This is a genomic window from Streptomyces sp. NPDC044063, assembly GCF_056434285.1.
Genome location: NZ_JBWKFM010000037.1, coordinates 15,122 through 26,901, shown reverse-complemented (window position 1 = coordinate 26,901; position 11,780 = coordinate 15,122). Strand labels below are relative to the sequence as shown.

Here is an 11,780-nt window from a genome sequence, read left to right as displayed (position 1 = left end):
GGAAAGAGAGGGGACCGTGGGGGGGGGAGAGAAAAAAAAAAAAGGGGGGGGGGGGGGGGGGAAAAAACCCCCCCCCCCCCCCCGCCTCGTCACATCGGGCCCGGTCTGGGACTACAGCCCGCGCAGCTCCGCGATCCTGCGGCCGGCCTTGAGGTACACGCCGCTCACCGCGCGCCCGGCCAGCAGCTCGCGGGCCACCTCGCCCAGCGGCCGGATGGCGTCGGCCTCGGCCAGCACCACGGCCTCCTGGCCGCCGTCGGCCTCCAGGACCAGCCGCAGACCGTTCTGCTTGGCGACCCGGCGGGCGGCGGAGGCGCTCGGCTGGAAGCCCAGCACCTTGCTCAGGACGGCCGTGGCCGGCTCCTCGCCGTGCTCGGCCAGGTCCACCACCGGCGTCTCGACGTCGGTGAAGTTCTTCTTCGAGAACTGCGCGACGAAGCCCGCGCGCGCCGCCATCGCCGCCTCCACGCCGTACAGTGCGGCCACGACCTCGCCCGCGAGGACCTTCTTGAGGTCCATCGGGTGCAGCGACCGCTCCTCGACCCGGGACAGCGCGAGCGCGATCTCCGCGTCCGTCCACTCCGTCCAGGCCTTGAGGTAGGGCTCCATCAGCCGGTCCGGCACGGACATGATCTTGCCGAAGACGTCGTCGGCGGTCGCGGTCAGCCCCACGTAGTTGCCCTTGGACTTGGACATCTTCGCGCCGGTGCCGTCCGTGCCCTCGATCAGCGGCATGGTGACGACCAGCTGCGGCTTCTGGCCCTTGATCTCCATGAGCTTGCGGCCCATCTGGAGGTTGAGCAGCTGGTCCGCGCCGCCGAGCTCCACGTCGCAGTTGAGCGCGACCGAGTCCAGGGCCTGGGCGATCGGGTAGAGCAGCTCCGACATCGTCAGACCGGAGCCGGCCGCCAGGCGGTTGCGGAAGTCCTCGCGCTGCAGCAGCTGGGAGGCCGGCACCTGGGAGAGCAGACCGAGCAGCTCCGGGAAGGTGTACGGGGCCAGCCACTCGCTGTTCTGGACGAAGGTGACCTTCTCGAAGTCGAAGAACGGCCGCACCTGCTCGCGGTAGCCCGCGAGGTTCGCCGCGATGTCCTCGTCGGTCAGCGGCGGGCGCTCCGCCGTGCGGCCCGTCGGGTCACCGATCTTGGCGGTGAAGTCGCCGATGAGCAGGGTGACGTCGTGGCCCATCCGCTGGAAGCGGCTGAGGATGATCACCGGCACGGCGTGGCCGAGGTGGACGTCGGCGGCGGTGGGGTCGATGCCCAGCTTCACCGCGAGGCCCTTGCCCTCGGAGCGGCGCTGCTCGATCCGCTCGGCCAGCTTGGCCACGCCGGGCAGCACCTCGACCGTACGCGAGGCGATCAGCTCGGCCTGGTCCTTCGCCGGCAGGTCCGTCAGGTCCAGATAGCGCCTCGCCTTCGTCTCCGTGAGCAGCTGCTCCACGGTCGATTCGGTGGAGAGGTCCTGCGCCAGCAGGGCGCTGGCGCGCGCGACGGAGTCGCCGAGGCGTGTCATCGTGGCGTTCCTGTAGTGGTTGTCGGACAAAGGACAGGTCGAGTCTATTTGCTCGGCGGGCTTCCTTCCCCGCCGGTCACACTCCCCGGCTCACCGAGCTCATGTTGAAGTCCGGAATCCGCAGGGCGGGCATCGCCGCCCGGGTGAAGTAGTCGCCCCACTCGCGCGGCAGGGTCGGCTCGGTGCGGCCGGCCTCGGTGGCCCGGGAGAGCAGGGACACCGGCGACTCGTTGAAGCGGAAGTTGTTGACCTCGCCGACGACCTCGCCCTTCTCGACGAGGTACACCCCGTCCCGGGTCAGCCCGGTCAGCAGCAGCGACGCCGGGTCCACCTCGCGGATGTACCACAGGCAGGTCAGCAGCAGGGCCGGCCCGTCGTGGCCGCTCGCCGCGACCATCTCCGCCGGCGAGCGGGTGCCGCCGCCGTCCAGGATCAGGTTGTCGGTGTACGGCGTCACCGGCAGGCCGGTCAGACCCGCGCTGTGCCGCGTGGTCAGCAGGTGCTCCAGCACGCCCTCGCGGATCCACTCGGTGGCGCCGATCGGCAGCCCGTTGTCGAAGACCGAGGCGTCGTCGCCGGAGCTGCCCGCCAGCACGAACGGCGCGCACTCCAGGCCCGGCGCGTGCGGGTCGCTGCGCAGGGTCAGCGGCAGGGACGAGAGCTTCTCCCCGATCCGGGTGCCGCCGCCGGTGCGGGAGAAGACCGTACGGCCCTCGGCCGCGTCCCGGGCGGTGGCCGACCACTGCTGGTAGACCAGCAGGTCCGCCACGGCCGTCGGGGGCAGCAGCGTCTCGTAGCGCCCGGCGGGCAGCTCCAGCCTGCGGCCCGCCCAGTCCAGCCGCTCCGCCAGCTCGGCGTCCAGCGCGCGCGGATCCACGTCGGTGAAGTCCCGGGTCGCCCGGCCCGCCCAGGCCGAGCGGGCGCGGTCGGCGGACTTGGCGTTCACCTCGAGGGCGCCGGTGGGCTGGTCGTGGCGCAGCCGCAGACCGGCCGACGTGCCGAGATAGCTGGAGACCGTCTCGTGCCGGGCGAAGCCGTACAGCTCGCGGCCCTGGGAACGGGCCCGGGCGAAGGCCTCGCCGAGAGCCGGGGCGAAGGCGTCGAAGACGGCCGACGAGGTCTCGGCGGGCGCGTCGGTGAACCCGGGGGACACCGGCACGCCCGTGACCAGCGGCTGCGCGTCCTCGGCCGGACCGGCCTCACGGGCGGCGGCCTCCGCGGCCCGCACCAGCGGCTCGAGGTCGTCCACGGTGACGGCGGACCGGGAGACCACCCCGGACGCGGTGCCCTCGGCCCCGTCGACGGTCGCCACGACGGTCACGCTCCGGCCGCGCGTGACGCCGTTGGTGGTCAGCGCGTTGCCCGCCCACCGCAGATTGGCGGTGGACTCCTCGCTCGCGATCACGACACAGCCGTCGGCACGCGAGAGACCGAGGGCACGCTCGACGATCTCGTGGGGCTTGCTGCTCTTCCGGGAGCTCACTGACCGGCCTCCTGCGTGGTGGGACGTCGGAGGAAGCCTACTGAGCCGGGGCCGCGCCGACCGATGTTCGGGGGATACGGTGCCGACGGCGGGAGGGTCGAGAGGGGGCCCCGGGTCGTCGTAGTCCCGGTCCGCTCGTCGTGTCAGGCGCCGCCCGCCTCCGCCGTCGTGTTCAGGATGTTCACCTTCCGGAACAGTGCGGACGGGCAGCCGTGGGACACCGCGGCGACCTGGCCCGGTTGGGCCTTGCCGCAGTTGAAAGCCCCTCCGAGCACGTAGGTCTGCGGTCCTCCGACCGCCTCCATCGAGCCCCAGAAGTCGGTGGTCGTCGCCTGGTAGGCCACGTCCCTGAGCTGGCCCGCCAGCCGGCCGTTCCGGACGCGGTACGCCCTCTGCTGCGTGAACTGGAAGTTGTACCTCTGCATGTCGATCGACCACGAGCGGTCGCCCACCACGTAGATGCCGTCCTTCACCCCCGAGATCAGCTCCTCGGTCGACGGGCCGGCCGGGGACGGGAGCAGGGAGACGTTGGCCATGCGCTGGACCGGTACGTGCGCCGGGGAGTCGGCGTACGCGCAGCCGTTGGAGCGGGGGTGGCCGGTCAGGCGGGCGATGCGGCGGTCCGTCTGGTAGCCGACCAGGACGCCGTCGCGGACCAGGTCCCAGGACTGGGCGGCGACGCCCTCGTCGTCGTAGCCGATCGTGGCCAGGCCGTGTTCCGCCGTGCGGTCGCCGGTCACGTTCATGATCGGCGAGCCGTACTTCAGGGTGCCCAGCAGGTCGGGGGTGGCGAAGGAGGTGCCCGCGTACGCGGCCTCGTAGCCCAGCGCCCGGTCCAGCTCGGTGGCGTGCCCGATCGACTCGTGGATGGTCAGCCACAGGTTGGAGGGGTCCACCACCAGGTCGTACGAGCCCGCCTCGACGCTCGGCGCGCGCATCTTCTCGGCCAGCAGCTCCGGCATTCCGGCCAGTTCCGTGTCCCAGTCCCAGCCGCCCGCGCCGGTGAGGTACTCCCAGCCGCGTCCGGCGGGCGGGGCGAGGCTGCGCATCGAGTCGAACCCGCCGGTGTCCGGGTCCACGGCGACGGCCGTCAGCTGGGGGTGCAGCCGCACCCGCTGCTGGGTGGTGGTCGTGCCCGCCGAGTCCGCGTAGAACTTGTTCTCGTGCACGGTCGTCAGCGTGGCGTCCGCGTGGTCCACCCCGTCCGCCGCCAGCAGCCGCTCGCTCCAGTCGGCCAGCAGCGCCGTCTTCTCCGCGTCCGGCACGGTGAAGGGGTCGACGTCGTACGCGGAGACCCAGGTGCGCTCCGCGTGCACCGGCTCCTCCGCCAGCTCCACCCGCTCGTCGGAACCCGCCGCCGCGATCACCTTGGCCGACAGCTTGGCCATGGCCACCGCCTGGGAGGCCACCCGGGCGGCCGCGTCCATGCCGAGGTCCACCCCGGCCGCGAACCCCCAGGCCCCGTTGTGCACCACCCGCACCGCGTACCCCAGCTCGGTGGTGTCCGAGGAGCCCGCCGGGCGGGCGTCCCGCAGCCGCCACGACGCGCTGCGCACACGCTCGAACCGGAAGTCCGCGTGCGAGGCCCCCAGCGCGCGGGCGCGCGCGAGAGCGGCGTCGGCCAGCGGCCGCAGCGGCAGCGCGAGGAATGACGGGTCGATCTCATGCGGCACGGTCCACGCTCCTTCTCGTATGTGTCGGAAGTGAACCACGCCGCCACCCGCCGGAGGCCCGTTCTGTAGAGATCCAACAGTGACTACCGGTCCCCCCTGTCGCAGGTCGATTGCCGCTTCGGTGACGTCTACCGATACGTTCGGTGTAGTCCAGCACTACCTATGGATACGTAAACGGAAGGGTGATCCTGTGAGCCGCTCGGTTCTCGTCACCGGAGGAAACCGGGGCATCGGCCTCGCCATCGCGCGCGCCTTCGCCGATGCGGGGGACAAGGTCGCCTTCACCTACCGCTCGGGAGAGCCTCCGGCGGAGCTCCTCGACCTGGGATGCCTCGCCGTCAAGTGCGACATCACCGACCCCGAGCAGGTCGAGCAGGCGTACAAGGAGATCGAGGAGAAGCAGGGCGCGGTCGAGGTGCTGGTGGCCAACGCCGGCGTCACCCGCGACCAGCTGCTGCTGCGGATGTCCGAGGAGGACTTCACCTCCGTGGTGGAGACCAACCTGACCGGCACCTTCCGTGTCGTCAAGCGGGCCTCGAAGGCCATGCTGCGCGCCCGCAAGGGCCGCGTGGTGCTCATCTCGTCCGTCGTGGGTCTGATGGGCTCGGCGGGCCAGGCGAACTACGCCGCCTCCAAGGCCGGCCTCGTCGGCTTCGCCCGCTCGCTCTCCCGTGAGCTGGGCTCCCGCAACATCACCGTCAACGTCGTGGCGCCCGGCTTCGTGGACACCGACATGACCCGCGTGCTCAGCGACGAGCAGCGCGCCGGCATCGTCGCCAACGTCCCGCTGGGCCGTTACGCGCAGCCCGAGGAGATCGCCGCCTCGGTCCGCTTCCTCGCCTCCGAGGACGCCGCATACATCACCGGAGCCGTCATTCCCGTCGACGGCGGATTGGGCATGGGTCACTGATCACCATGAGTGGAATCCTCGCAGGCAAGCGCATCCTCGTCACGGGTGTCCTCACCGAGGCGTCGATCGCCTTCCAGGCCGCGAAGGTCGCCCAGAACGAGGGCGCCGAGGTCATCCTGACCGGCTTCGGCCGGCTCTCGCTGGTCGAGCGCATCGCCAAGCGGCTGCCCAAGCCCGCCCCGGTCATCGAGCTGGACGTCACCAACCAGGAGCACCTGGACGGCCTGGCCGACAAGGTGCGCGAGCACCTGGGCGAGGGCGTCGCCCTCGACGGCATCGTGCACTCCATCGCCTTCGGCCCGCAGGGCGCCTTCAACTTCCTGGAGGGCACCTGGGAGGACGTCTCCACGGCCGTCCAGGTCTCGGCGTACTCCTACAAGTCGCTGACCATGGCGCTGCTGCCGCTGATGCGCGAGGGCGCCTCGGTCGTGGGTCTGACCTTCGACGCGCAGATCGCCTGGCCGAAGTACGACTGGATGGGCGTGGCCAAGGCCGCCCTGGAGTCCACCAACCGCTACCTCGCGCGTGACCTGGGCCCCAAGGGCATCCGCTGCAACCTGGTCTCCGCCGGTCCCATCAAGTCGATGGCCGCCAAGTCCATCCCGGGCTTCGAGGAGCTCGCGGACGTGTGGAACCACCGCGCCCCCATCGGCTGGGACCTGGCCGACCCGGAGCCGGCCGGCCGCGGCGTCGTCGGCCTGCTGTCGGACTTCTTCCCGCGGACGACGGGCGAGATCGTCCACGTCGACGGCGGCGTGCACATGATGGGCGCCTGACCTCCCACGGGTCGCCGTATCGCTTCACCGTCCGCCCTTCCGGCCTCCGCCGGGAGGGCGGACGTTTTTTCCGGCTCCTTTCCGGCTCCTTTCCGGGTCCCTTTCCGGGTCGTGCGGCGCCCCGCGCGCCCGCACACTGGTGGGCAGGGAGGAGGTACCCCGGGTGACGCGCTTCCCGATACGCCGAACGGCGGCGCTGCTGCTGGCCGCCGCCGCCCTGTCCGCGGCCCCCGCCACCGCCGCCGGGTACGTCCGCCCGTCCCCGGCCGCGGTCCCGGAGCCTCCCCGCCGCGAGGCCGAGTGCCACACCCGCGTCCAGGGCTCCCACGCCCGCTCCGACTGCTTCAACGGCAATTCCCGGCCCGACCGGGTCCAGCTGCACGTGATCTGCTCCCGCTGGTGGGACCCGGCGATGGACACCGCGGCCGTCACCGTGGGGCCGGCCGCCCATGTCACCCTCACCCAGCGCTGCTGGCTGGACATCCGCAGGGCCTGGGTGACGCACGCCCCCGGCTGAGGCGCGAGGCGGGACGGGTGGAAGAATGTCCCCCATGCCCGTCCTCGACGAGAACCCCGACCCGAAGAGCGGCCAGAGGGCCCTCCTGACGATCCTCGGCGTGATGCTCGGCATCACCGTCGTCATCTCCGTCATCGCGACGGTCGCCTCTCCCTGACCCTCGACCCGACCCGCCCCCGGGCCGATGGTGGGGTCAGCCCCACCATCCCCTAGGGGGTAAGGGTCAGGGACGAGTGGGTGGGTTTCCGGATGGGCGGCGGCCACCGCGCTCCGTAGGTTCGTAGTACACCGCGACGCGGCGGTGCACCGAATCGCTCGGAGGCGATCCCATGTCCGCCGGCAGGCAGGCTCCCGTACAGGCCGGCGCACGGCCCCGGTCGCAGACCACGCTGCCGTGGTGGGCCCTCGCGCTGCCCGCCGCGACGTTCGTGACGCTGTTCTGCCTGTTCTCCTCGCCCGCCGCGGCGGCCGGCGGGACCGCCCAGGGCGGGACCACCCTCGCGCGCGTGGTGCAGCTCGTCCAGCACTCCGCCGCGCGCTGGGCGCCGTGAGCGTCGCGCCGCACGGCGCCACTCCCCGGGGGCAAGCCTGCCAACACCCCGCGCCCCGCCACGCGTTTCGTGCGAAGCTGGACGGCATGAGCTCCGAACCGACCCGCAGGATCGTCATCCTCCGGCACGCCAAGGCCGAATGGTCCGACGGCGACGACCATGAGCGCCCCCTCGCCGACCGGGGCCGCAAGGACGCGCCCACGGCCGGCCGCTGGCTCGCCGGTTCCGGCATCGTCCCCGACCTGGCCCTGTGCTCCACGTCCGCCCGTACCCGGGAGACATGGAAGCTCGCCGTCCCCGAGCTGCCCACCCGCCCCCGTACGGTCTACGAGGACCGGATGTACGAGGCGTCGCTCGGTGAGCTGATCGCCCTGCTCAACGAGGTCTCCGACGAGGTGGGGGACCTGGTGCTCATCGGTCACAACCCCGGGATGCACGCCCTGGCCGACGCCTTGGCGGGCGAGGCGGACGGCGATCTGCTGGCCCGGATGAACCGTTCCGGCTTCCCCACCTCCGCGATCGCCGTGCTCGCCTTCACCGGGTCGTGGAAGGCCGTGGAGCACGGCGTGGGCCGGCTGGTGGCCTTCTGGGCCCCGCACGCCTGACCGGCGCGCCGACCGGCCGGCGCCTCGACGCGGCCGAAGCGCGTCGATGCCGGCCGAAGCGCGTCGACGCCGGCCGAAGCGCGGGGACCGGCCGACGGGCGGCCCTCACTCGTGGGTGTTGGCCGCCTCGACCTCTTCGCGGGTGACGCCCAGCAGATAGAGCACGGTGTCCAGGAACGGCACGTTCACCGCCGTGTGCGCCGCCTCGCGGACCACCGGCTTGGCGTTGAACGCCACGCCCAGGCCCGCCGCGTTCAGCATGTCGAGGTCGTTGGCACCGTCCCCGACCGCCACGGTCTGGGCCAGCGGCACCCCGGCCTCGGCCGCGAACCGGCGCAGCAGCCGGGCCTTGCCCGCCCGGTCCACGATCTCCCCGGTGACCCGGCCGGTCAGCCTGCCGTCCACGATCTCCAGGGTGTTGGCGGAGGCGAAGTCCAGCCCCAGCCGCTCCCGCAGGTCGTCGGTGACCTGGGTGAAGCCCCCCGAGACCACGCCGACCTGGAAGCCCAGCCGCTTCAGCGTCCTGATGAGGGTGCGGGCGCCGGGGGTGAGCCGTACCTCGGCCCGCACCTTCTCGACCACGGACGCGTCCAGCCCGGCCAGCAGCGCCACACGCGCGTGGAGGGACTGCTCGAAGTCCAGCTCGCCGCGCATCGCTCGCGCGGTCACTTCCGCCACCTCCGCCTCGCAGCCGGCGTGGGCCGCGAACAGCTCGATGACCTCGTCCTGGATGAGCGTGGAGTCCACGTCCATCACCACCAGCCGCTGCGCCCGCCGCTGGAGGCCGGCCGCCACGACCGCCACGTCCACGCCGAGCGCCGCCGATTCGGTCGCCAGCGCGGTGCGCAGCTTCTCGGTGTCCGTGCCCGACACCGCGAACTCCACCGCGGTCACGGGGTACTTGGCGAGCCGGAAGATACGGTCGATGTTGCCGCCGGTGTCGGTGATGGTGGCCGCGATGGCGGCCGTCGACTCCGCGGTCAGCGGGTGTCCCAGCACGGTGACGTGGGAACGGCCCACACCACGGGGCCGGTTGTCGCCCCGGCCGGAGATGATCTCGGTCTGGAGGTGCATGGACTCGGCCCAGCTGTGCACGGTCGCCCGCAGCGAGCCCTCGGTCGCCCCGGCTCCCACGGGAGCGGTGACCAGCGCGCACAGGGTGATCCGGCCCCGTGTGACGACCTGCTCGATGTCTATGACGTCCACGGCGTAGGCGGCGAGGGTGTCGAAGAGCCCGGCGGTGATGCCTGGCCGGTCCTTCCCGAAGATCTTGACCAGGAGGGTAGGAGTGTCGTCGCCGGTGACGGCGGTGGCAGGCGAGGTCTGCGATGCGCTCATGGTGATTCCTACGGTATCCGTCCCCGGCCCGGACCCGTACAGGTGTCCCGCCCGGTGGACGCTCCCCGCCCCCGGCCCGGCCGCCGGGCGGGTCCCCGTCCGGCCCTACCCCCGGCCCCGCGGCGGGGGTGGTTCGTCCGGCGGCGGCACGGGGGAGGAGCCGTAGCGGTAGCCCTGGCCGCGCGGCCGCCGGGGCGGTGGCGGCATCGGTGACCTGCTGGTCTGGGTGGGTGCGCTGAAGGGGTCGTCCCCCGATTGCCGCCGGTACGGGTCGTCCCCCGGACGGCGCAGGTACGGGTTGGTCTCCGCGCGTGCCGGCCGGTAGCCCGGCGAGGGGTTGTACGGCCCCGGCGCGTACGCCGCGTCGGGGTACGGCCGGGCGCCCGGGGCCGCCGCCGTGCCCCGGGCGAACGGCGCGGCCCGGCGCCCGGCCGCGCCCGTCGCGGCGGCCAGCAGCCCCCCGGCGACGCCCGCGGTGAGGCCCCACACCGCGCCCAGTCCCAGGGCCGCCGGCACGCTGCCCTTCAGCTCCAGCCCGGCGCCCATGGCGTCGATACCCAGGACCGACAGGCTCGCGTCCGCCGTCACCCGGGTCGCCAGCACCAGCAGGGGCAGGGCCACCGCCGTGACGCCGCCCAGCGCCAGCCCGCACCGCCCGGCGAAGGCCACCGCGCCCCCCGTGCCCCGGGGCGTCCGGGCCGCCGTGAGCACCCCGGCCGTGAGCATCAGCAGGCCGCAGCCCATGGGCAGCAGCCACACCAGCGGCTCGAACTCGGCGAGCCGCGCCACCGACACGTCCTGGCCGGCCCGCGCCCGCAGCAGCTCGTCCAGCGGATGGGGCAGCACCTGGAGCAGCGAGCCGTGCGCCGCGCCGCTCACCGGCACGAACAGCCCGAGGGCCACCCCCAGCCACACCCCGTTGGGCGCCCCCAGCAGCGCGGCGCCGGCCACCCGCCCGGGATGGCCGTCGCCCGCGCCGGCGCCCGCCGCGGCCGCCAGCCCGGCCCCGACGGCCAGCACCAGCACCGTCCGCAGCGCCGAGGCCGCCGGGCGCAGCGTCCGGTGGGCGGCCTCCCAGCCGCGCGGCAGCGGCGCCCGCCGGGCCGACACCAGCGTGACCAGCAGGACGCCCAGCACCCAGGCCAGCCCGCCCAGCAGCGAGGGGCCGGTGCGTACGGAGAAGCCGACGGAGGCCTTGGCGTCGGCGAGGTTCTTGAGCCGGTCGGTGAGGCCGCCGCCGATGTCCCCGATGTCGCCGATGCCGGGGATCTCCAGGCCGGGCCCCTTGCCGCCACCGGAGCCGGCCGGCAGCCCCAGTCCACCGCCGTCGAAGGTGACGGTGGAGGACCCGGCCCAGGCCAGACCGCCCAGGATCAGGACGAAGAGGACGACGACCGCCCCGGCCCGGGCCGCGATCCCGGCACCGCCCGTGCCCGGTCCCGCGGTGCGCAGCGAGCGGGCGAAGACCCAGCCGAGCAGCAGTGCCCCGACCAGGCTCACCCCCAGGGGGGCGATGTCGATGGTGGTGTGCGCCCCCGCGCCCGTCAGCCCGAATGCTTCGACCGAGCCCGACGGGGTGACCGATCCGCCGACGGCGAGGACGACCACGGCGGCGGTCATCGGCCCCAGGGAGCCGGCCGCGTCCGCCCCCAGCAGATGCAGGCCCAGCGCCGCGACCCCGGCCATCGCGAGGAAGGCCCAGCTCACGGCCGCTATCGCGGTGAGCAGCAGATCGGCGCCGCGCGTCGCGCGGCCGGCCGAGGACATGGTCATCGCGGTCCCCCCGGGTCCCTACCAGCCGCCCGGATGCTCATGATCCGTACGCATCCACCGCATCCCTGGGCGATTACTACTGTCGGGGCGGGTCGGGCGGCGGTCAACGGCGCCTGTTACAGGCCCGGTACACGGTCGCGTCCCTCCCGACTTTCGGTCGGGGGACTGCGCCTGAAATAGTTCCTCCCGATGTTCGCCATCCCTAGACTCCCCCGTGCGGGGGCTCATCGGGGGACAAGTAGTGGGGCATGGAGTGCCGGAACTCGTACTGGAATTGAATGGACAGACCTGGACGTTGGACGCGTCCCGGTCATACACCCTCGGTCGCGATCCGCAGGGTGACATGGTGCTGGAGGACGCCCGGGTCTCCTGGCGGCACGCCACCATCCGATGGGCCGGCCACGGCTGGGTCATCGAGGACCACGGCAGCACCAACGGCACGTACGTGCAGGGTCAGCGGATCCACCAGACCGAGATCGGCCCCGGGATGTCGGTGCACCTCGGCAACGCGACGGACGGTCCGCGGGTGAACCTCTCCGGCGCGGGGGGGGGGGGGGGGGGGGGGGGGGGGGGGGGGGGGGAGGGAGGGGGGGGGGGGGGGGGGGGGGGGGGGGAGGAGGCGCCAATAAGAAGAAGAAA

The 11,780-nt window shown here is 73.1% G+C and carries 12 protein-coding genes; 7 read left to right on the top strand and 5 right to left on the bottom strand.

The genetic code is table 11. The features are described 5' to 3' along the window. Positions 1-111 precede the first annotated feature (111 nt). The 3 genes from tyrS to AC07BS_RS31110 form a co-directional block, all read right to left on the bottom strand. Positions 112-1,515, bottom strand: coding sequence for a tyrosine--tRNA ligase (gene tyrS, locus AC07BS_RS31120; RefSeq protein WP_478648662.1), 1,404 nt, complete (start codon positions 1,513-1,515; stop codon positions 112-114). Between the two features lie 76 nt (positions 1,516-1,591). After that, positions 1,592-2,998 carry a metallopeptidase TldD-related protein gene (locus AC07BS_RS31115; protein WP_478935173.1) on the bottom strand — a complete coding sequence of 469 codons (1,407 nt, stop codon included), beginning with the start codon at positions 2,996-2,998 and terminating at the stop codon, positions 1,592-1,594. A 143-nt stretch (positions 2,999-3,141) separates the two neighbouring features. Further along, positions 3,142-4,671: a TldD/PmbA family protein gene (locus AC07BS_RS31110; protein ID WP_478935172.1), complete on the bottom strand. Its 1,530-nt coding sequence runs from the start codon at positions 4,669-4,671 to the stop codon at positions 3,142-3,144. Positions 4,672-4,861: 190 nt separating this feature from the next. On the opposite strand from AC07BS_RS31110, the gene fabG reads away from it, so the two are divergent. From fabG to AC07BS_RS31080, 6 genes are all read left to right on the top strand, one after another. Further along, on the top strand, positions 4,862-5,581 hold the full coding sequence (fabG, locus tag AC07BS_RS31105) for a 3-oxoacyl-[acyl-carrier-protein] reductase (protein WP_478648669.1): 720 nt from the start codon (positions 4,862-4,864) through the stop codon (positions 5,579-5,581). A gap of 5 nt (positions 5,582-5,586) precedes the next feature. After that, complete coding sequence (gene fabI, locus AC07BS_RS31100; protein WP_478648672.1) at positions 5,587-6,357, top strand: enoyl-ACP reductase FabI; 771 nt, start codon at positions 5,587-5,589, stop codon at positions 6,355-6,357. A 163-nt stretch (positions 6,358-6,520) separates the two neighbouring features. Further along, positions 6,521-6,874, top strand: coding sequence for a hypothetical protein (locus tag AC07BS_RS31095; RefSeq protein WP_478648675.1), 354 nt, complete (start codon positions 6,521-6,523; stop codon positions 6,872-6,874). A gap of 34 nt (positions 6,875-6,908) precedes the next feature. Then, positions 6,909-7,031: an SGM_5486 family transporter-associated protein gene (locus tag AC07BS_RS31090; RefSeq protein WP_478648677.1), complete on the top strand. Its 123-nt coding sequence runs from the start codon at positions 6,909-6,911 to the stop codon at positions 7,029-7,031. A gap of 172 nt (positions 7,032-7,203) precedes the next feature. Beyond that, complete coding sequence (locus tag AC07BS_RS31085) at positions 7,204-7,425, top strand: hypothetical protein (protein ID WP_478648680.1); 222 nt, start codon at positions 7,204-7,206, stop codon at positions 7,423-7,425. An 86-nt stretch (positions 7,426-7,511) separates the two neighbouring features. Further along, positions 7,512-8,030 carry a SixA phosphatase family protein gene (locus AC07BS_RS31080; RefSeq protein ID WP_478648683.1) on the top strand — a complete coding sequence of 173 codons (519 nt, stop codon included), beginning with the start codon at positions 7,512-7,514 and terminating at the stop codon, positions 8,028-8,030. Positions 8,031-8,135: 105 nt separating this feature from the next. Here the strand turns inward: AC07BS_RS31080 and serB are convergent, their stop codons facing one another. After that, entirely contained in the window at positions 8,136-9,368 is a 1,233-nt protein-coding gene (gene serB / locus AC07BS_RS31075) for a phosphoserine phosphatase SerB (protein ID WP_478648686.1), read from the bottom strand. 105 nt (positions 9,369-9,473) lie between these two features. Then, the gene (locus tag AC07BS_RS31070) at positions 9,474-11,141 is read right to left on the bottom strand and encodes a streptophobe family protein (RefSeq protein WP_478935171.1); all 1,668 of its coding nucleotides are present in this window, start codon (positions 11,139-11,141) and stop codon (positions 9,474-9,476) included. 241 nt (positions 11,142-11,382) lie between these two features. On the opposite strand from AC07BS_RS31070, the gene AC07BS_RS31065 reads away from it, so the two are divergent. Continuing rightward, the coding region (locus AC07BS_RS31065; protein ID WP_478935192.1) for an FHA domain-containing protein at positions 11,383-11,780 on the top strand (398 nt) is incomplete at its 3' end.